Raw genomic sequence first — 20,758 nt, 5'->3', positions numbered from 1 at the left:
TAGATCCCCCTTCTTATTAAGTCTCTAATTTATTTCGTTATAATATTTATTTTAAGTTGTTACTTTTTTATGTTTTTTAGCTTCAATAAATGCGCTGATACGCGCTGTAAATTCATCAGATGCAATTTGTGTTAAAAAGAGGGCCTTTTCAGCTTCTAAAGTCTCTGATAATGCATCAATTTGGTTTAAATGCTTTTTAAGTGCGCTAAATGCATGCGCTGGCATCATAAACATTTTTTTAATCAGCTTATTTAACTCTATATCTAATGCTTCAGTAGATTGACATAGACAATCAACTAAGCCAATTGCTTGTGCATCAGTAGCATTCAATTGCTCATTAAATAATAACATCCGCTTAGCATACTTTAAACCTAATGCTTGCTTTAAACTCCATAGCTGGCCACCATCAGCGGTTAAACCAATACCAATATAAGATGAATGGAAATTACTATTATCTAATGCAAGAACATAGTCACAAGCTAATATCAAACTTAAACCATAGCCTGCAACAATACCACGCGTGACAGCTACAACTGGAATGCTTAAACTTGCAATCATTTCAATAATAAGCTGTGCTTGATCAAGCATAGGTTTTATAATTTGACACCGCATCTCGGGCGCTTCTATAATCAATTTGCCAAAATAATAAATATCACCACCAACCATAAAGTGTTCACTATTACTTTCGATAATTAACACTTTTGCTGTATTATCTTCTTGAACCGTTAATAAATGTTGATAAATACCATCAAGCATTTGAGGATTGAGTGCATTATGCGCTTCTATACGATTTAATTTTAGGCGATAACAACCATTATCAGAAGTTAATATTACTGGCATTATGTCCATATCATACCTTCTTAAAACTTAAAGTCATTCAATAAGCACTAAGTATAACAATTTTACAATATCAAAACCAAAAGAAAATAAGCATAGCTTAAACTGAGCGTTAAAATCCTGCTTTAATTAATTTGATATAACTCACCCCTTCATTAGAAGGCTCTTCCTTATTAGTAGCAGGCTTATTTGTAGAGACAAGCCTTTCAAGATAGCGCGCTACCATATCAACTTCTAAGTTCACTTTCTGGCCAACATTATAGTATTGAATCACCGTTTTATTACGTGTATGTGGAATAATATTAACACTGAAAGTCTGCTCGCTAACCTCATTAACCGTTAAACTAATACCATCTAATGAAACCGATCCCTTCTCAACAATATAACGCATTAAGTGCTCAGGTGCTTTATAAATTAAACGCCATGAACGGGCATCCTCTCTAATATAAATCAGTTCAGCTAAGCCATCAACATGCCCTGAAACCAAATGACCACCTAATCTTTGATTAAAGGCTAATGCCTGCTCTAAATTAACATAATCACCTGGTCTTAAGCGACTTAAGGATGTTTTTTGTAAACTTTCATTGGATACATCAAATGAAAGCGTTTGATTATTTTGATTCACAACAGTTAAACAGACACCATTAATAGCAATACTATCACCTAAATGGATATCTTTAAAATCTAAAACTGAAGGTTTTATACCTAAACGGACATCACCACCATACATCTCGAATGATGCTAATTGCCCAATATCTTCTACAAGCCCCGTAAACATAAGCCTTTTATCCTCTTACTATGTAAGTTTTAGCTTAATATAATATTAAATATGTTTAATCATTACATTATAATTCTTATTAACGCTTACTAGCTTAGCGATTTATGGTCAAGAAGTCATTTGTTTTTATAAAAGTTTGTTTTATTTTAATGAAAATTTTAGTAATTACCAATTATTAAAATCAAACATAAAAACAACTTAACCAATTTTAAGCCCATATAAATCAGAGATTAATTTTTTAGTAAAAAATTTTTTGCATATAATCTAACAAGCAAATCATAGCGATTAGTTTGTAATAAAAGTTATTATAATTTACAAATAAATCCAATCATAAATTTACTTAGACAGGAACCATCATCATGCCTTCACTAGCTTCTGCTTCTGCTCCTTTTTCCATTGCAGCGTTAGCTTCTGGATTTTCTCCATTATCAGCTTGTAAAAACGGTTGTGGAGGTTCTGTAGATTGAGCGTTTTCATTATCTAATTTTGCCTGGTTTGGATCTGATTGTTGATCTGATAATGTTTGATTAGGATCATTATTAGATTGAAGGCTCTGATCTAACTTATTTTGCTCAAGTTGTTGCTTATCTTGTTGCACTTTATCCTGTTCTTGTTGTGCTTCTTCTACCAACTTTTTTGTCATATGTTTTTGATCGTTATCATCATTATCTTGACCATCAGTCGATTGTTGGTCTTGATCCTGTTGTTGCTGGTCTTGTTGTAATTGTTGCTGATCTTGTTGTTTCTGTTGGTCTTGCTGCTTTTGTTGCTCTTCTTGCTTCTGTTGTTCTTGTAACTTCAATGTTTTTTCAGCTTCTTCTTTAAGCTTTTGTGGATCACTACCGTATTTTTTTATCAGCAATATTACTAATTTAAACGGATTACCATCACTGCTTTGATCATTTTTTTTCGCATTATCACGAATTTTTTTAAGCAATTCACTAGCACTAGCCATATTTGCATCTCTTAAATAAAAGATATTTAAAGCAACCCCATAAACTTATATGCTCAAATACCAAAACTACACAATTTTAGTAATTTATAAAAAATAAAATACTATTTAAACCCAAGATCCAATCTATTCAAATAATCAATCACATACAATTAAAATGATCAATTATTTTGCAATAATTACATTTATTAATTAAGATTTAATTAATGATTTATATAGATAAATAGCAAAAAAAATACTGTTACAAATAAATAGCTAATTAGTCATTATTTCTCTATTTTTTAATCAAAGGTTACTGCAAAAGATTATCCTAAAAAAATCAAAATGATAACTACAATGTCATAAAGTCAATATTAAGCGTTAAATTAAATTTAACTTTTTCAGTCATGATTGCACTTTAAATTTGCTAAAATAACACTAACGTTATATCAGTTACACATCGATTTTATAAAGGGATAAGAAATGGCAGAGATTAAGGCCTTTAATACCATTGAAAAACATCATATTGAGCTACAGGATGCATCTGTTGATATTTGGGATAATAAATACCGATTAAAAACAGCTACAGGCGCTGCAGTTGATAAAAGTATTGATTATACCTATCAGCGCGTTGCAAAAGCATTAGCTGATGTTGAAAAAACGAAATCCTTAAAAGAAAAATATTATCATGAGTTCTTATGGGCATTACGTAATGGTGCCATTCCAGCTGGTAGAATTATATCCAATGCCGGTGCACTTGATCATAAACCTGCAACTTCAACAATTAATTGTACAGTCTCAGGCACCATTGATGACTCAATGGATGATATTTTAAATAAAGTGCATGAAGCAGGGCTGACCTTAAAAGCTGGTTGCGGTATTGGTTATGAATTTTCAACGCTTAGACCAAAAGGTGCCTTTGTCGCAGGTGCTGGTGCAAATACATCTGGACCATTATCTTTTATGGATATTTATGACAAAATGTGCTTTACCGTAGCATCCGCTGGCGGTCGTCGTGGCGCGCAAATGGGTTCATTTGATATATCACACCCCGATGTACTTGATTTTATCCGCGTTAAACGCGAAGACGGTCGCCTACGTCAATTTAATCTATCGTTATTAATTACTGAAGAATTTATGCAAGCGGTTGAAGCTGATGAAGAGTGGCCTTTGGCATTTCCTATTACTGAAAAAGAACGTATTACTCACGGTATTGAACTTGATAATGCCAAACAAGTCACCTGGCGTGACTGGCCAATTAAAGCAGATTATATCCAAGATAAAGCAGGATTAGTTGCCTGTCGTATCTATAAAACCATTAAGGCTAAACGCTTATGGGATATGATTATGTCATCCACCTATGACTATGCAGAACCTGGCTTTATTCTTATTGATAAGGTCAATGAAGAAAATAACAACTGGTTTTGTGAAAAAATTCGCACCACCAATCCATGTGGTGAACAACCACTACCACCCTACGGCTCGTGTCTTTTAGGTTCTATTAATCTAACACGCTTTGTGCTAAACCCATTTACAGATCAAGCGAAATTTGACTGGGAAACTTATGAGAAAGTTGTGCGAATCTTTACTCGCATGCTTGATAATGTTGTTGAAATCAATGGCCTACCTTTAGATAAACAACGCCATGAAATCACCTATAAACGCCGCCATGGCATGGGTTTTCTTGGCCTAGGCTCAACTGTAACGATGTTACAAATGCAGTATGGCCAGAAAGATTCATTAGCATTTACTACTGACGTTGCAAAACGTATGGCCATTGTTGGTTGGCAAGAGGCTGTCACCCTTGCAAAAGAAAAAGGCATGGCGCCTGTGATGGATGACGATTTTACCATCACTGAAGAAATGCTACGCCTACGTCCAGAAATGCTCAGGGATGGCGTTAAAGCTGGTGATGTATTAAAGGGACGTGTACTGCATGCTAAATATAGCCGTTATATGCAACGAGTCGGCAAAGAAGATCCTAATGTGATCAAAGCAATTTGTGAGCATGGTGCACGTTTTAGCCATCATACATCAATTGCACCAACAGGTACCATTTCTTTATCATTAGCTAATAATGCCAGTAATGGAATTGAACCAAGCTTTGCTCACCATTACTCACGTAATGTCATTCGAGAAGGTAAAAAGAGCAAAGAAAAAGTCGATGTTTACTCTTATGAGTTATTGGCTTACCGTTCATTAATTAATCCAGAAGCAATGCCACATAGCACAGATGGTCATGCAAAACTACCTGATTACTTTATCTCATCAGATGATGTAAGCCCTAAAGCACATGTTGATATTCAAGCTGCTGCGCAAAAGTGGATTGATTCAAGTATTTCAAAAACAGCCAATGTGCCAACTGATTTTTCTTATGAAGAGTTTAAAGATATTTATCTTTATGCTTATAAAAAAGGACTGAAAGGCTGTACAACCTTCCGCTTTAACCCTGAAGTCTTCCAAGGTGTATTAGTCAAAGAAGCTGACCTTGAAAATACAACTTACCGCTTTACACTAGAAGATGGATCAATCGTTGAAGTTAAAGGCAATGAGCATATTGAATATGATGGTGAAACCCATACCGCAGCTAATTTATATGACGCACTAAAAGAAGGTTATTACGGAAAATTCTAGGAGAAATTTACATGAGCGTACCAATTAAGAAAAAAATAACAAGCTTTAGCATTCTAAAAGAAGATGATAATAAAGCAGAAGCAAAAAAACAATCAAAAAAGGATAAAAATCTTGAGCATATGAGTGAGCGTGTTAAACGTCCTGAAGCATTAGCTGGTGAAACTTATAAAATCAAACCACCACATGCTGAGCATGCTTTATATGTTACTATCAATGATATTATTCTAAATAAAGGCACAGATCATGAGTCTCGTCGCCCATTTGAGATATTTTTAAGCTCTAAAAATATGGAGCATTTTCAATGGACGATTGCATTAACATTGATTATTTCAGCAGTCTTTCGAAAAGGTGGTGATATCACTTTTTTAGTTGAAGAGTTACGCAGTGTTTTTGATCCCAATGGTGGCTATTTTAAGCGTGGTGGTAAATATGTACCATCACTTGTTGCTGAAATTGCCGATGTAATCGAACGCCATTTGAAAAAAATTGGCATTCTACCTGATGATGAATTAAGTGATGAACAGCGATTATTTATTGCCAATAAAAAAGAAGAAGTTGCACAAAAACATGCCACAAATGATAGCCAAAGTGGATTCCCACCTGAATCGCAACTATGCACTAAGTGCTCAACTAAGGCCATGATTATGATGGATGGTTGCCTAACCTGTTTAAGTTGTGGCTACTCAAAATGTGGTTAATTATCAACAATCTTTATTAAACGCTTTGCCTTTGCTGACTAATTTCTCGTAAATATTGTCTATTTTTTAAGCCTATTGCTATATTTATTAAATAATAATAAAAGGATTATTTAAGAATAGAGGCGATGTATTTATTTCAAGTTGTTATCACAATTATCACGCTTCTTATCGTCTTAAGTGCTTTTATTAGTAGAAGATTTTCACCTTATCCAATTGTTATCTGTGCAGCAATTTTATTGTTTATCAGTCAAACTTTAAGCTTACACGATGTTAAACATGTCGCCCTTAATAGTGGCCCAATTACCATTATCTGCTTATTTATTATTACTTCAGCCTTAAGAAAAACAGGGCTTATCTATCAAATCGGTCGCTGGATATTAAAACTGAATGATTATAATCAATACTTAACATGGATTTGTGCATTTGCATGCGTATTAATTTTATCTGCTTTTATTAATAATACACCGATTGTACTTGTCATGGCACCAGTCATTGCCAAAATTGCCAGAGCCAATCGAAAAAAACCTGCTAAATTCTTAATCCCCCTATCTTATGTTTCAATACTCGGTGGTATGTGCACTTTAATTGGTACATCAACTAATATTATTACTAACGATGTTGCAACCTCATTAGGCTTACAAAGTTTTAATATCTTTGAAATTACCATTCCAGGTATGATTGCAGCTGCGATTGGAACAATCTATTTATTGCTTGTTGGTACGCGTTATATTCCTAATACACGAATTATAGATGGTAAAGATTTAAAACTCTATTCAGTTAAATTTCACCCTAAAAAAGCATCCATTGCTTTAATTGTATTAGCTTTAATTGTTCTTCTAGCTACTTTTAACCTATTTAATATTGCTTCTCTTGCCATTATCGGTGCGATTGTTGTCTTAGCCTGTCAATGTATTGGCATTAAAGAAGCATTAAAAGCTGTTGAATGGAAACTAATTCTTTTAATCTATGCTATGCTTGCGCTATCTGTCTCTGCTAATAATCTAGGTATTATTCACTATCTTGTCCATCATGCTTTTAGCATGATTGAAATTGACAACCCAATTATTCTTTTTATGTTTATCTATATTATTACAACATTATTAACCGAGATTTTAACCAATAATGCCGTTGCTATTTTAATTACACCAATTGTCATACAAATCTCATTAAGCCTTGGCTTTGAGCCGACACCTTTTATTGCTGCTGTGATGTTTGGTGCATCCGCTAGCTTTTCTACACCAATGGGCTATCAAACCAATACCTATATTTATACCTTAGGTAACTACCACCTATTTGATTTTGTTAAAGTTGGCTTACCACTAGATTTTATTGTATTTGTCAGTTTAACCATTGTCGCTTATTTTTATTGGTTTTAATGCAGATGACATCAAAGCTTAGACTATCCAAGTAATCGTAATCAACATAATTATTACGCTTATAACTACCAATGCACTTCGTAAGCCTTTACCACCAAAAACTAAATGATTGGTTGTTTTTTTATAAGTTTTAAATGCTGCAAGTGAAGGTATTAACAAAGCATAAACTAAACCAAAATAACCTGAAATTGATAAAGCATGAATAAAAATATCGCCACAAAAAGTCACAGCTAAATAAGAAGGCACAAAGACCAAAAACCCTGCAACTAAGCGCCCCTTTAATTTTGCCGTTAATTTTAATGCATCAACCCAGAAATCAACAAATGCAATGGAAACTGCAATAAATGAAGCAAAAACTGTCACTTTGCTAAACTTCTGCCAAATTAAGTACAGGGTATTTTAAATGATCAGTTTTAAGTGGCGTCATTTTAATAAAATGATCATCATGTTAGCCATTCATTGATATTTGTCTTATTCGTTAAGTTATCGAGATGTTGAAGAATTATTGTTAGAACGTGGTTTTCAAGTTGATCATACAACCGTCTATTAAACTGCATCAGCTATACTTCTCTGGAAGGTTAAATTTAGAGATTTAGGGTAGCACAGTTGGGTGAACAGTCTCCACAAATTCCATAAGAAGTAAGTTCATAATAACACTTTTATTTTAAAACACACTACACGACAGTAACGGTGTAACCCATTGATTTTTCATTGTTATCGTTCATTCTTATAATCGCCAAAAAACAAAAAAGAGCGATATGATGAAACACATCAATGAATTACAACAGTCACTGAAGCACTATTTTAACTTATCTTTTTGGAATACTGAATGCCTAACTTACTTTATTATTGCCCTACAGATAATAAATGATGTTAATCTTTCACAAATTGCTAAATGCTTTCCATCAAAAGCATCAACTACGTCATGTTATAGACGTCTTCAACGTTTTATCACAAGGTTTGAAATATCTTTTCTTAGCCTCTGGAAACTAGTCGACACCATTTTCAATTTATCTGATCAAGTCATATTATGCATGGATAGAACTAACTGGAAGTTTGGCAAGGTACATATTAATTTTCTAATGATTGCTATTGCTTATAAAGGTGTTGCAATTCCTGTGATTTGGTCACTGCTTCCTCAGCGAAAGAGAGGTAACTCAAAAGCCATTGATAGGCAGAGACTATTTGATCAACTACTTGAATTTATTCCTGCAACTAGAATTAAAACACTTTTATGTGATCGTGAATTTATTGATGGAAATTGGATAGCTTATTTGTCTAGCAAACAAGTTAAATTTATTATTCGAGCCAAAGGTAATTATCTAGCTTCTAATAAAAAGATTTCAAAATTATTTCTAACTCTTAAAGCTTCACAAGCAAGAACACTTCATAATACAAAGTGTATAGTAGGGTGCGATTTATATGTTTCAGGACTGCGACTGCCTACAGATGAATTAGTTATTGTTGTAACTAGAGAGTTTAACCTAAATGCACTCGATCAATATAAAATAAGATGGGAGATTGAGTCATTTTTTTCAGCTATTAAAAAACGTGGTTTTAATTTTGAGAATACCCACTTAACTGATATGCAAAAACTTTCAAGGCTTATGTTTGTTGTATCCATTGCATTAATATGGTCTTATCGTACAGGTGAAATATTAGAAAGCATTAAACCTATTAAAATTAAAAAGCATGGATTTAAAGCTAAGTCTTTGATTAAAATTGGTACTGAAACTATTGCTAAATCGCTAGCTAGAGCCATTAATTCTTCAGAGTATATCTGTAATATTATCAAAGCTACATTTAAACCTAAAATATCAATTAGTCAAAGAATGGCTCTGGTAGGTGTCATGTAGTGTGATTTTAAAAATAAACACTCTGTACACGACATATCTCCTATAACCATTGATTCATAGCTCTATCTATCCCAATATCAAATATTCGAAGTGTTATTTTTGTTAGTACTTGCAGCTGCTGACCTCGCTTAAATAGTTTTTCATTAATCCAATTTAAACCATATCTAAATACACTATGTTGAGGGCGCCCATGCTTTTTAATTATAATTTTCTTCTCATTATTACAACGCCATTGTCCAGTAAGTTGAGCCCAACAGAAAGCAATAGTCAGTACAGCGATCATTTGTTTAATTCGTTTTCTGTGGGTGATATGAGTATCTTCAAAGTTAAAACCCCTGGATTTTAAACACCCAAATAATGTCTCTATTCGCCATCTAATTGCATAAATGTCAATGGCTTCTAATGAATTATGTTTAGGTGGTTTTTTGTTACTAATTACAATTAGATAATCACCTTCAATCTTTGCCCCAGTTACAAATACTTGATGGCCATAAAGTAGTCGCTTTCCTTTAAGTAATATTGCCTCTTGAAATGATAAACTTCTAAATAAACGAGCAATTTCGGTAGTTCCATCTTTTGGGTCTTTTGTTTTATTATTTCTTTTGATTCGTATGTAAAAAGGCAATTGTCGATCTTTTAAGTAACTAAACCATTTTTTTCCTACAAACTCTCGATCACCTAAAATACCAGCAATATGCTTTGTGCCAAAAACACTAATGAAACGTTCAATTAAAGCAATACGCTCTCGAGTTGAAGAATTACCTCTTTTATTAAGCGAAAGCCAAAATATGGGAACAGCTATTCGTTTGTAAGCCATACAAAGAAATAATACGTTAATATTACGATCTCCTCATTTCCAATTAGTTCTATCTAAAATTAAATAATGTTTGCCTCGGTTAAAGCCAAATAGGGATACAATCAGTTGTGCTAATTTGACATAGTCAATATGAAACTGGCTAAAAAAGCGTTGTAAGCGACGATAGGTTGAGTCTACCTTAACTTTTAATGGCATTACATTAGCTAACTTTTTCAAATTGACTGTTTGTACCATCATTAAAGCAACTAAAAGATTAACAAAACAATCCATTCTTCGCTTGTCCCAATTTAAAAATTTGTTTAAACTTCCTGTTAGCTCATTGGTTAATCTCATTTCCATTATCCCTGAAGAAGATTGTGAAAACTGTTATTATCAATGAGCCTATTGATTTCTAAAAGATTTTTCTACTGTCTAATGCGTTATGTCGTGTACAAAGAATAAACAACTATTTTTTAAATTTGCTATACTAATTTATATGTATTATAAAACCTTTGGTATTATCATGTTAAACAAGCTTACTAATCTATCAATTGCACTTGTAACCTCTTTATGTTTCTTACCTATAAGTAACTTATCTGCTACTGAACAAAAGAGAAATTTTACCTATTATATACTACCTACAGTTTCCCTTGCTGGAGCAAAACCAATAACAGTTGGTAGTGCATGTACTCCACAAATATCTGGAGTACATAGCAATAATTTACGAAATGGCTATGCCTTCCCTTGTAAAACAACATTTGTTAATAATAAAGCTAATTTAACATTAACACAGGGGGAAAATGGTCAATGTACAATGACAATAATTCTCACTTCTGATAGTAGTCAAATAAAAACAGTTACAGGTAACTGCCCGATACAAATACCTATTTGGGGAAATATTGGTAGTACTATGAAAGTTAATGGCAAAGTATTACCAAATTACTCACCTAAACAAACAACATCTACCCCTAAACAAACAACATCTACCCCTAAACAAACAACATCTACCCCTAAACAAACAACATCTACCCCTAAACAAACAACATCTACCCCTAAACAAACAACATCTACCCCTAAACAAACAACATCTACCCCTAAACAAACAACATCTACCCCTAAACAAACAACATCTACCCCTAAACAAACAACATCTACCCCTAAACAAACAACATCTACCCCTAAACAAACAACATCTACCCCTAAACAAACAACATCTACCCCTAAACAAACAACATCTACCCCTAAACAAACAACATCTACCCCTACAAAGGGTACTCTTCCAGTTACTGTTCAAAATAACACTAATGAAACAATATACCTCACAGCAACAACAGGTAAACCAGGCAAAATGCATACGTATACTGATCCAAAGCAAAGCACATTTTTAATACATAATTGGCACGACCCTAAACCTAGTGCTTTAGGAGGAGAGCTCCCAACCCATGACGGTAACATTGTTATAATGCCAAAAGGATCACAATACAAATTTACGTTAAATGAAAAAAGTAACTATGCCGTTACTGGTGGAAGAATTTATGCATCATATAATGTTCAAGGGCTGCCTTCTTCAGATTCTAATTGGATACCATCATTCAAATCATATAGTATTGGCTATACAGAATTAACTTACAACAGCAATACTGCCGGTAAAGTTATAGATTTAACTAATGTAGACTCATTTGGACCTATTCGATTTGAATTAGATATTACAAATAATAAAAACCCTAAAAAAGTAGTCTTGTCTTATTATGATACATATTACAATATATATAATAAATTACTAATGGTTAGCAAGGGTAAAGATGTTAAAGATTTAAAGTATCCAAATAGAATTTTAAGTCCTGTTAAGACTAATAATTGGGATCATTTACTAACCCAAAGCTTTATCAATAACTATTTTGAAACAACATATAGGGACAAACAAAGTGTTAATATGATATATGCTCCTGGAGAAAAATCTTCTTATCATCTTAGTTATTCATGTCAATGGGCCATAAATACTGTTGTTTGTACTGATAATGGGTCTAAAAAAAATACTTGGAATTATAATAAAGCAGTAACTGCACCTGAAAAAATAACATTATTTGTAGCTAAGGCTGCTACAGGTGGCGGCAATCTAACCCCAGGTGCTGTGTATAAAAATACAGCACCTCCAGGAAAGTATTTTTATACCTATGATGGTACACTAGGTAATATAGGCGATGGTACAACTGATATTCCAGGAAGTGAGGCTGATATGGTTACCAATTTTATCAGCCAACAGTTACTTGCTGGCTTAAAGGACAATATGGATAAAAATTTGCAAGATTATAGCTGGGTTATAAATAAGTACTCCGCTGCATATTCTGCTCCAAACTCAGATGCTACAGCAAGGAATGATATCGTTTTACAAAAATTAGATAATAGCACAAATTTAGTCATTAAAATTTTGCCTAAGGATTATAAATATACAGGCCCTAATCGCCCAAAACTCTCAGCTTTATCAGGCATATGTACAGATATGGGCATGGTAACTGAAAACCCACAAGTTGGGGATAAAAATATTTTTTCAAATTATAAAACTTATGCTACTATAACCTTTTTTAGTATATATAAGAATCTAGAGTTGCCTAAATATAGAGCAATTACAGGATGGAAAGCTAACTCTAAATGTGAAAGTGGATCAGCAAATCTTAATATTAAACCTGGTTGTGCTTATACATTAACCAATAAATATAGTTATATAGGGGCTGCAACGTACAATGAGAGCACACTTCCAAATGCCAGTATCAATTTACTTCCTATATCTAAATTAAAGCCAACAAAATATACTATCAAATATGATAATAAAGAATTTAATATAATAATCGATCCTAAAATAGGTCAAAATGGAACAGTTTGTATAGATAAAGCATATAAAGGAACAGGCCTTAATATAACAAAGAAACCAACTGGAAATAATGGTCAATCTTATAATGTTAATATAAGTCTGCAAGATATGTAGTAAAGGGTCTAATCATTTAATTGTGTAAATTTTGATAGTTAGTTTGTACACTACAACGAACTATAGGAGTTTATATAAATGCGTAAAAAACCAAATAAAGCGATCCAAGAAGCGATTGATGTATTAGTTTCCCATAACATAGATTTATCCTCAGTTTTAAAGCAACTAACCAAAGGTTTAGTAGAAAGGGCTTTAGAATCAGAGATGGATAATCATTTAGGGCTCTTTTCCATTTCTTGTTGGTTAAATACCAAGCATCTTATATCCTCTCAAATCAACCATTAATCTTTGGAAAAGTGATTTAATTTTATTATTTAAACCTTCAACAAATCCGCTAGTTGCTCTATTTTTAAAATAATTTGCAATGCTATTTTTATGTTTTTGTAAGGTTTTAATGAATGTGTTGAAACAGTTCAGATCACTTTTTTCTACTTTACTAATCCATCTATCTATTTTAGCCATTGCTGACTTTCTATCATCATGCGTATTAAATATGTGAGTTAATTTGATAGCATAATGATGGGCCTGTTTCAATATAGGTGAATGCTTGTATAGCTTTTTCAGTTTATCTTTATCTTGTTGTGTTAAACATTCATGATGTTTACGTAAAATCCACATAATATTATCTAATTCACTATATTCATCACTACTTAAAGACTCTTTTAAAAGCTTCATCTCTTTAATTCTAACTTGATCTAAAGCTTTTCTATAAAGTTTTGATACATGATAACGATCAACTACAACTCGTTGTTTACCAAATACTTCAACCGCTGAATTAACAAAGCCTTCATACATGTCAGTACACACACTTTTCACTGTTTTTTTCAAGTGAGGTGGAATGGATTTTAAAAAAGTTAAAACATCGCCTTTTTTTCGGCTATCAAGTACCGCTAAAATTGATAATTCACCATATTTATCTTTTGCACTAATTATGGCTATAAAATCTTGATGCCCCTTACGATTGCTAATTTCATCAATGCCTATCGTTTCTAAATCAGTATATAAGTTCCAATCAATTTGCTTTGAAATTAAATGATCAAGTGTATGTTTAATTGTCTTGTAACTCATTCGTTCCTTGCGTGCTACATCTTGAATTGTGCTGTTAATAACACAGCGTAAAATATAGCGTTCCAAACCTTTGGTAATTTTACCGCCTTCGGCTAACCAATCGTACTGTTCTGTAGTTGTTGGATGATCATCACAATGCTCGCATTGATAGCGCACAGGTTTAATTCTTAAAATAACAGGTGTATCCACAATGGATGTATGTCTAACCTCAATTGGTGCACTATAGCCATAGCGTTTTGTCGCATCTTTTCCACACTTATGACACTTGGTTTTAGTGCATTTACTCTCAACGGCAAATATAATATTTCCTTTGGAAAAAGTATGTTGTGAAATTATTTCAAGAGAATCAATATCTAGAGGTAAGGTAAGTTGGGCCATTTTTACAAGATTTTTTATTTTTCATGACACAATTGTAACCCTTATAGTTACTATATTCCACACCAACAAGAAATGGAAAAGAGCCACAATTTAGGGATACTTTAATTCATCAATATAGTATATAATATATATTAAATACTATATTTTTATGAAAATTTTATTAAGGATAAAAAATGAGTATAGAAACAGCAAAAGATAGAATATCACATTATGATACAACCTCAGGAAGTCTTGATTTAAGTGATACAGATTTAACAACAGAAGAGCTAGGTATGCTTATCGATGAAAATATAGGTAATCTAAAAGCTTTAACAGAACTTGATTTATCTGATAATGGGTTCAAACAACTGCCTACAAGTATAGAACAATTAACAAATATGAAAATATTAAATTTGTCAGGAAATTATCTCATATCAAATTTAGAAAAAACACTTAAGCTGCTAGCAAATTTACCAAATTTAACTACTTTAGACTTATCTCTTAATCTACTAGATACAATACCTGAAAATATAGAAAATTTAAACAATTTATCAACGCTGAGGTTAGGAGGAAATTATCTTCATATTAGAAACGTACCTTCCTCTATACTAAATTTAGTAGACCCAGATGATTTTGATTATGTTTATGAATTTGATGAGGAAGAGGAAGAGGAAGATGATGAGGAGGAAGAAGTAAACATTGAAAAGATAGAAATTTTCTTACAAGAACTTTCTATTGATAAAAATCACCAGATCATGCCAATAATATATAAAAATTCCATTGTTCAAGTATGTATCTATAAAGCATGTACATCATCACTTTATAGCAGCAACCCAGAATTACTAAAACAAGGGTTATCCTATTTATTGCAGCAATTATTAGAAGCAGATAAAGAAACTATTTTACAAGAAATAGAAATTAACGTGTTATCAACAGATCCAGGCAAGAAATACGATTGTTCAACTCCTATTGCAGATTTATGTACTCAAAAATATATATTAAGCTTAAAAAAAGATGGCAAGCTAATTCCAAAAGGGCTGCTTGAAAAATTATCTATATCTGATTATATAACTCATAATATAACAAACTTACACCTTAGTGATACGGATGTCATAGAACAAGCACAAGGCCTTATAAATTCTATTTTCCTAAAGGAATCATGGCAAAATGAATCTAATAAATTAAAAATAAAACATAGTAATGATCAATCATCTACGACAAAATATATAGAATTTGCATTTAATCAGGTAAGCACAGATAGTGCAGATGCAATGGCTAAAGTTATATGTCAAACAAATGCTTATGGAGAACTAAGTAGAGATGTCAATGGATATTATTCTATTGATGATGAAAAATTAGCTGGAATAGTTGATCAATATACATATAAAGTTCTACATGAAACAACCCCAATGCAAAGATTACTTAATACAACATACGACCAGATATTAGAAATGTCTAAAAAATATAATTATGACTTTTATGATAATACAATTTCATTGCTTAAAAAGTGCTCTAAAAAAGAAGATTTTATAGCAATGATTCAACGAGAATGTAATATTTCTCAAAATAATACTGTTGAAGATATTAAACCAAAAATAGACAAGTTACTTAAAACACTAGATCAAGAACTTAGTGACTGGAAAAGTGGTAATTCTGAAATAATGGATTACTCTAATACACCAAGCCATTGTTTTTTTCAAACAGAAAATGACAGTAATAATAAACGGAATAGAGGTGAACTAGAGGCAGATAATGATGATACCAATGGAGGACATAGCTCTAAGCGTTATTGCCATGATGAAGTCCATTCCAATCAATCGCCATGTATTTAGCGTTCTATGAAAAATTAAATGATTATGAATTAATAAGTTAACTTTTTAAAAATTAACGAAAACAGGTAAATTAGCTCCGTTGCAACTTTGACAAGTTATCTTAATTTGACTTACTCTAACGACTTTTTACAGTTGGACTTAACTTATGAATCCATTTAAATATCGACAATTTGAAAGTATCTTTATTCTACGATGTTTAAAAAAGGATCTTTGATTTTTAGATGAAAAATAAACGACAAACTGAAGCTCAATTTATTAGGGCCTGTTGACAATTCACATAGGTAGCCACATCCAACTACTGATCTGTCAACCTTTTACTAGACACTTGGCTATGGGATATTGTGGTTGATTAAAATAATTTCTTTCAAACTCCTCTGGTGATAAATAGTTTAACGTTGAGTGCATCCTTTGGCGGTTATAAAAAACTTCAACATATTCAAAGATACAGCGCATTGCTTGATTCCTAGTTTGGTATTTCTGATCATGTACAACTGCTAATTTCAAAGTATGGAAAAAACTTTCAGCTACAGCATTGTCATAGCAGTTACCCGTACTACTCATGCTTAATCTAATTCGATGCTTTTTAGTTAATTGATGATAAACTCGGCTTGTATATTGAGATCCCCTATCAGAGTGTAATATCAACCCTGAATCAGGCTGTCGCCTTTTAACTGCTTGATTAACTGCCCTTAAAACTAAATCAGCTGTAATACGCTGACTCATAGCCAAGCCAACAACTTTCCTTGAAAATAAGTCAACAACAGTTGCTAAATATAACCATCCTTCATTAGTTGGCACATAAGTGATATCACTCACCCATACCTCATTAGGAGCTTCTACCATGAATTTTTGTTTTAACAAATTAGGTGCAACATAATAAGGTCTTTTACTTTGATTGGTGGTTACCTTAAACTTTCTTCTTGCTTTAGCATAAAGCCCCAATTCTTTCATTAGCTTAGCAATACGTTTACGACCGACATAGATATCTAGTCGTCTAAGTAAAAGCTGTAACCGCCTTGTGCCATATTCTCCCTTTGAGTTTATGAATGCTTTGATTAACAGAGGGCGTAACTGGCTATTTATTATCTCTTTCTTAGACAAGTTACCACGACTGTACTGATAGTAAGCGCTACGACTAACACCAAAAATCTTTGCCATTCTCTCAATTGAGAAATCTCGCCGATACAAATTAATAAATTCATAAAGCTCGGCTCTTTTTACTTTTTCTTTGAGAAAATGGTTAACGCCTTTTTTAATATATCACGCTCCATGCTAACATCAGCTAATTGCTTTTTAAGCGCAAGTAATTCTTTTTCTTGTGCCGAGAGTTCTTTGGGTTTAAAGCTTTCATCTCCTCGTTGACGATACTCACTAACCCAGTTGTATAAAGTAGATTCTGCTACTCCTAATTGCTTTGTTAATTCTGATAAGCTTTTTTTACCATTAACATATAACGATGCTGCATTACGTTTAAATTCAGCATCATAAGAATGACGTTTTCTAGTTGTCATAAAGTTCTCCTGGTTTGTTGATAAGATGATAATTCATCCCATAACAAAGTGTCTACCTAATGGTAACCAGATCAGTTCTCATACGGTATAAAATACCTTCTACAGTATTTCGTAAATTAGGCTTGTCATAAATTCCGTATTCGTGCATGATAATCCTTAGTTTTGACCAGTACTCGTTTGTGAGCATTAGTCGAATCATTAGCAAGCTCGTTTGTTGTGTTGTGTTGTGTTGTGTTGTGTTGTGTTGTGTTGTGTTGTGTTGTGAGAATCATAATTTTACGAGTTTGCTTTTTAAAATTAATATCTTAAAATAAAATGTCAACAGGCCCTAATGAACTATTTAGAATTTATGCAGCCTAATTGTATCTGGAGAAAAGCATTTTTTACTTATTAGAAATAGTTGCAACGGAACCTATTCCATGACCTACTATGATAATTAACTCTGTTTGATCATATCTAAATCAAACGCTACTAGCTCACTACCCTTTTGAACTTGATAGCAGTTTATCATTTGAGGCTTTAAGCTTAAATCACTTTTTAAACAGATTGAACCGATATGCTGATCATCTAACATAAAGCTTATATACTGATAAGATATTTTCTTCTCTAAAGGTATAATTTTATCATCATCAAAAATATAATTAACTTGTTTTAAACCATTGGCAATCCCTTGACCTGTACACTTTAATCTTGCTTCTTTTAAAGTCCAAATCAAATAAAAATAAGTGAGTTGCTCTGGTTTATTTAACGCCTTTAAAAAGTAAAATTCTTTATCAGAGAAAAATTGCTCGGCAATGGCTAAGTATGTATGTTTTCTATTAAGAGACTCTAAATCAATGCCAATATGACCTTTATTTGTCACCGCCATAATCAACCAATGACCACTGTGTGTAATATTAAAGTCATAACTTCTATCATTTGCTAAAAAGGGGCGATTATTTTGGTCTTTTAAAAAACTTAATTGCCCCTGATCAACTCCTAAAATCTTAGAAAAAACATAATGACGTAACCATTGCGATGCAACATATTCTATTTGACGTTTTTTGGATTTAAAGGTCTGATATTTTTCTTCTATATGAGGCAAAAGTGTAATTTGCTCAATATTAAAAAAGTTTAAATTAAGAGAATATAAATTAATCATTAAACACTTAAATCTCACGTTTAAAGATTAATGACGTATTAATACCACCAAAGGCAAAATTATTGCTCATAAAATAATCGATATCTAATGGGCGTGGCTTATCCATAATATAGTCTAACTTAGCACAATTAGAGTCAATTTCATCTAAATTCGCCGTTGGCATAAATAGACCATCATGCATCATATGCATCGTTAAAATTGCTTCTACTGCACCACAAGCACCCAAAGTATGGCCATAGTGACCCTTTAATGAACTAATTGGCGTATCTTCGGAAAATAGTGCATTCGTTGCTTGTGATTCGGCAACATCACCTCGATCGGTTGCTGTACCATGTGCTGAAATATAGCCAATTTTATCTGTTTCTAAATGCGCATCCATTAAAGCTAATTCAATGGCCTTTTGCATCATTTCTGCTGTTGGTTGTGTGATATGTCTCGCATCACAATTGGTACCAAAGCCAACGATCTCAGCATAAATTGTTGCCCCACGTCTTTGTGCATGTGATAACTCTTCTAAAATTAATGTGCCAGCACCTTCACCAATTACTAAGCCATCACGATTTTTATCAAATGGCCTTGGTGTCGTTTCTGGTTGATCATTTCTTAGGCTTGTTGCATACAACGTATCAAAAATAGCTACCTGACTTGGGCATAACTCTTCAGCACCTCCTGCAAGCATAATATCAGCTTTACCTTGTTGAATGGCTTCATAAGCATAACCAATAGCCTGTGAACCAGATGTACACGCACTTGAAGTTGGAATCACTCGGCCGGTTAAATTAAAAAATAATGCGATATTGACCGCACAGGTATGACTCATTAACTTAACATAAGTTGTTGCTGTGACATTTTTAACCGCACGCTCTGTTGCAATTCTTGATAAATCACTAATAGGGCCTGTACTACCTGAGCATGAACCATAGGCAATGCCACAACGTCCAGAAGTTAATAACGCTTGGTTATCTAATAGATTGGCATCGATTAGGGCACTTTCAGCTGAGACTGTTGCTAATTGTGCAACGCGTCCCATAGCGCGTGTTTTTTTACGTGTATAATATTCTGGTAATTCAAAGCCAACAACAGGGCCACCTAACTGCGTATTTAAGCCATCAATATCTGACCACATGGGCATTTTTTTAATTGCTGTTTTCTCTAACAACATATTTTCTTTAATTTCAGACCAGCGATTACCTAATGCTGTCACACAACCTGTACCTGTAACAACCACACGTCTCATGCTAAACCTCCATTAATTGAGATGACTTGTCGTGTAATGTAACTTGCCTTATCTGATGCTAAAAAAGCAATTAAATCAGCAACCTCTTCTGCTTGACCCATACGTCTTAATGGAATCTGTTTAATCATTTCATCCTGATAGTCTAAATCTTTAGTCATATCGGTTTCGATTAAGCCAGGTGCAACACAATTAACGGTAATTTTACGTTTTGCTAATTCAACTGCCAATGCTTTTGTTGCGCCAATAATACCAGCCTTAGCAGCACTGTAATTAACCTGACCTCGATTACCCATAACTCCTGAGACTGAAGCAAGCGTTATGATACGGCCACCATCTCTTTGTCTAATCATTGGCATAATGCATGGGTTAATCACATGATAAAAGCTATCTAGGTTAGTATGAATCACATCATTCCAATCAGTTTCAGTTAACGCCGGAAATGCACCATCTCTTGCAATACCTGCATTATTAACAATGCCATAAAAAGCACCTTTTTGCTCAATTGTCTCTAATAATATTTCCTTGGAATCTTTAGCATTTGCAATATCAAACGATAATAAATAGCCATCACCACCAGCTTTTTTAATTGTATCTAATGTTCTTTGAGCGCCTTCTTTGTCGCTATGGTAATGACAAGCAATCTTAAAATTAGCTTGAGCTAATTTAATTGCGATCTGTTTACCAATGCCTTTAGATGCTCCTGTCACTAATATACTACGCATA

The 20,758-nt window shown here is 33.0% G+C and carries 19 protein-coding genes and 1 pseudogene; 7 read left to right on the top strand and 13 right to left on the bottom strand.

The features are described 5' to 3' along the window. Window positions 1-51: 51 nt before the first annotated feature. The 3 genes from KFE69_00430 to KFE69_00420 all read right to left on the bottom strand — a co-directional run bounded on the left by KFE69_00430 (window position 52) and on the right by KFE69_00420 (window position 2,570). Entirely contained in the window at window positions 52-849 is a 798-nt protein-coding gene (locus KFE69_00430) for an enoyl-CoA hydratase/isomerase family protein (protein UTW42649.1), read from the bottom strand. Between the two features lie 100 nt (window positions 850-949). Next, window positions 950-1,615: a riboflavin synthase gene (locus KFE69_00425; GenBank protein UTW42648.1), complete on the bottom strand. Its 666-nt coding sequence runs from the start codon at window positions 1,613-1,615 to the stop codon at window positions 950-952. 340 nt (window positions 1,616-1,955) lie between these two features. After that, the gene (locus KFE69_00420; protein UTW42647.1) at window positions 1,956-2,570 is read right to left on the bottom strand and encodes a hypothetical protein; all 615 of its coding nucleotides are present in this window, start codon (window positions 2,568-2,570) and stop codon (window positions 1,956-1,958) included. A gap of 459 nt (window positions 2,571-3,029) precedes the next feature. On the opposite strand from KFE69_00420, the gene KFE69_00415 reads away from it, so the two are divergent. From KFE69_00415 to KFE69_00405, 3 genes are all read left to right on the top strand, one after another. After that, window positions 3,030-5,180, top strand: a complete 2,151-nt coding sequence (locus KFE69_00415) for an adenosylcobalamin-dependent ribonucleoside-diphosphate reductase (protein ID UTW42646.1) — start codon at window positions 3,030-3,032, stop codon at window positions 5,178-5,180. An 11-nt stretch (window positions 5,181-5,191) separates the two neighbouring features. Continuing rightward, on the top strand, window positions 5,192-5,878 hold the full coding sequence (locus tag KFE69_00410; protein ID UTW42645.1) for an NrdJb: 687 nt from the start codon (window positions 5,192-5,194) through the stop codon (window positions 5,876-5,878). A gap of 125 nt (window positions 5,879-6,003) precedes the next feature. Beyond that, entirely contained in the window at window positions 6,004-7,254 is a 1,251-nt protein-coding gene (locus KFE69_00405; GenBank protein UTW42644.1) for an SLC13/DASS family transporter, read from the top strand. An 18-nt stretch (window positions 7,255-7,272) separates the two neighbouring features. Here KFE69_00405 and KFE69_00400 read toward each other — a convergent pair whose 3' ends face one another. Next, window positions 7,273-7,617: a hypothetical protein gene (locus KFE69_00400; GenBank protein UTW42643.1), complete on the bottom strand. Its 345-nt coding sequence runs from the start codon at window positions 7,615-7,617 to the stop codon at window positions 7,273-7,275. 395 nt (window positions 7,618-8,012) lie between these two features. On the opposite strand from KFE69_00400, the gene KFE69_00395 reads away from it, so the two are divergent. After that, window positions 8,013-9,110 (top strand): IS4 family transposase, encoded by a 1,098-nt coding sequence (locus KFE69_00395; protein ID UTW42642.1) that lies wholly within the window; start codon window positions 8,013-8,015, stop codon window positions 9,108-9,110. Window positions 9,111-9,150: 40 nt separating this feature from the next. On the opposite strand, the gene KFE69_00390 is transcribed toward KFE69_00395, so the two are convergent. Further along, window positions 9,151-9,927: an IS4 family transposase gene (locus tag KFE69_00390; protein ID UTW42641.1), complete on the bottom strand. Its 777-nt coding sequence runs from the start codon at window positions 9,925-9,927 to the stop codon at window positions 9,151-9,153. 33 nt (window positions 9,928-9,960) lie between these two features. Then, window positions 9,961-10,260 carry a hypothetical protein gene (locus KFE69_00385; protein UTW42640.1) on the bottom strand — a complete coding sequence of 100 codons (300 nt, stop codon included), beginning with the start codon at window positions 10,258-10,260 and terminating at the stop codon, window positions 9,961-9,963. A gap of 169 nt (window positions 10,261-10,429) precedes the next feature. Between KFE69_00385 and KFE69_00380 the strand changes: the two genes are divergently transcribed. Together KFE69_00380 and KFE69_00375 are read left to right on the top strand one after the other, a co-directional pair. Continuing rightward, a complete protein-coding gene (locus tag KFE69_00380) occupies window positions 10,430-12,889 on the top strand; it encodes a hypothetical protein (protein ID UTW42639.1) in 2,460 nt (819 codons plus the stop codon). 78 nt (window positions 12,890-12,967) lie between these two features. Further along, window positions 12,968-13,174 (top strand): hypothetical protein, encoded by a 207-nt coding sequence (locus KFE69_00375; GenBank protein UTW42638.1) that lies wholly within the window; start codon window positions 12,968-12,970, stop codon window positions 13,172-13,174. Here KFE69_00375 and KFE69_00370 read toward each other — a convergent pair. Next, window positions 13,133-14,335, bottom strand: coding sequence for an ISL3 family transposase (locus KFE69_00370; protein UTW42637.1), 1,203 nt, complete (start codon window positions 14,333-14,335; stop codon window positions 13,133-13,135). The genes KFE69_00375 and KFE69_00370 overlap by 42 nt on opposite strands. Before the next feature lie 173 nt (window positions 14,336-14,508). Here KFE69_00370 and KFE69_00365 point away from each other — a divergent pair, with 173 nt between their 5' ends. Continuing rightward, on the top strand, window positions 14,509-16,146 hold the full coding sequence (locus KFE69_00365; GenBank protein ID UTW42636.1) for a hypothetical protein: 1,638 nt from the start codon (window positions 14,509-14,511) through the stop codon (window positions 16,144-16,146). A gap of 306 nt (window positions 16,147-16,452) precedes the next feature. On the opposite strand, the gene KFE69_00360 is transcribed toward KFE69_00365, so the two are convergent. From KFE69_00360 to fabG, 6 genes and pseudogenes are all read right to left on the bottom strand, one after another. Then, a complete protein-coding gene (locus KFE69_00360) occupies window positions 16,453-17,403 on the bottom strand; it encodes an IS3 family transposase (GenBank protein UTW43933.1) in 951 nt (316 codons plus the stop codon). Further along, window positions 17,364-17,657, bottom strand: coding sequence for a transposase (locus tag KFE69_00355; protein ID UTW42635.1), 294 nt, complete (start codon window positions 17,655-17,657; stop codon window positions 17,364-17,366). Before KFE69_00355 ends, KFE69_00360 begins: the two co-directional genes overlap by 40 nt. Window positions 17,658-17,724: 67 nt before the next feature. Further along, a pseudogene (locus tag KFE69_00350) lies at window positions 17,725-17,856 on the bottom strand (IS5/IS1182 family transposase). Between the two features lie 237 nt (window positions 17,857-18,093). Next, complete coding sequence (locus KFE69_00345) at window positions 18,094-18,798, bottom strand: 4'-phosphopantetheinyl transferase superfamily protein (protein UTW42634.1); 705 nt, start codon at window positions 18,796-18,798, stop codon at window positions 18,094-18,096. A gap of 7 nt (window positions 18,799-18,805) precedes the next feature. Then, window positions 18,806-20,035 (bottom strand): beta-ketoacyl-ACP synthase, encoded by a 1,230-nt coding sequence (locus KFE69_00340; GenBank protein UTW42633.1) that lies wholly within the window; start codon window positions 20,033-20,035, stop codon window positions 18,806-18,808. Then, window positions 20,032-20,757, bottom strand: coding sequence for a 3-oxoacyl-ACP reductase FabG (gene fabG / locus KFE69_00335; GenBank protein ID UTW42632.1), 726 nt, complete (start codon window positions 20,755-20,757; stop codon window positions 20,032-20,034). Before fabG ends, KFE69_00340 begins: the two co-directional genes overlap by 4 nt. Window position 20,758 lies beyond the last annotated feature (1 nt).

The organism is bacterium SCSIO 12844 (assembly GCA_024397935.1).
GTDB lineage: Bacteria > Pseudomonadota > Gammaproteobacteria > Francisellales > Francisellaceae > M0027.
The sequence above is the reverse complement of the archived record's forward strand: the minus strand, read 5'-3'. Positions and strand labels throughout refer to the sequence as shown.

Bases quoted from the DNA above. Each gene is read 5' to 3' on its own strand.
- KFE69_00370 (UTW42637.1), bottom strand. From the start codon at position 14,335: ATGGCCCAACTTACCTTACCTCTAGATATTGATTCTCTTGAAATAATT.
- KFE69_00430 (UTW42649.1), bottom strand. From the start codon at position 849: ATGGACATAATGCCAGTAATATTAACTTCTGATAATGGTTGTTATCGC.
- KFE69_00365 (UTW42636.1), top strand. From the start codon at position 14,509: ATGAGTATAGAAACAGCAAAAGATAGAATATCACATTATGATACAACC.
- KFE69_00375 (UTW42638.1), top strand. From the start codon at position 12,968: ATGCGTAAAAAACCAAATAAAGCGATCCAAGAAGCGATTGATGTATTA.
- KFE69_00420 (UTW42647.1), bottom strand. From the start codon at position 2,570: ATGGCTAGTGCTAGTGAATTGCTTAAAAAAATTCGTGATAATGCGAAA.
- KFE69_00390 (UTW42641.1), bottom strand. From the start codon at position 9,927: ATGGCTTACAAACGAATAGCTGTTCCCATATTTTGGCTTTCGCTTAAT.
- KFE69_00345 (UTW42634.1), bottom strand. From the start codon at position 18,798: ATGATTAATTTATATTCTCTTAATTTAAACTTTTTTAATATTGAGCAA.
- KFE69_00405 (UTW42644.1), top strand. From the start codon at position 6,004: ATGTATTTATTTCAAGTTGTTATCACAATTATCACGCTTCTTATCGTC.
- KFE69_00395 (UTW42642.1), top strand. From the start codon at position 8,013: ATGATGAAACACATCAATGAATTACAACAGTCACTGAAGCACTATTTT.
- fabG (UTW42632.1), bottom strand. From the start codon at position 20,757: ATGCGTAGTATATTAGTGACAGGAGCATCTAAAGGCATTGGTAAACAG.
- KFE69_00355 (UTW42635.1), bottom strand. From the start codon at position 17,657: ATGACAACTAGAAAACGTCATTCTTATGATGCTGAATTTAAACGTAAT.
- KFE69_00340 (UTW42633.1), bottom strand. From the start codon at position 20,035: ATGAGACGTGTGGTTGTTACAGGTACAGGTTGTGTGACAGCATTAGGT.
- KFE69_00380 (UTW42639.1), top strand. From the start codon at position 10,430: ATGTTAAACAAGCTTACTAATCTATCAATTGCACTTGTAACCTCTTTA.
- KFE69_00385 (UTW42640.1), bottom strand. From the start codon at position 10,260: ATGAGATTAACCAATGAGCTAACAGGAAGTTTAAACAAATTTTTAAAT.
- KFE69_00425 (UTW42648.1), bottom strand. From the start codon at position 1,615: ATGTTTACGGGGCTTGTAGAAGATATTGGGCAATTAGCATCATTCGAG.
- KFE69_00415 (UTW42646.1), top strand. From the start codon at position 3,030: ATGGCAGAGATTAAGGCCTTTAATACCATTGAAAAACATCATATTGAG.
- KFE69_00410 (UTW42645.1), top strand. From the start codon at position 5,192: ATGAGCGTACCAATTAAGAAAAAAATAACAAGCTTTAGCATTCTAAAA.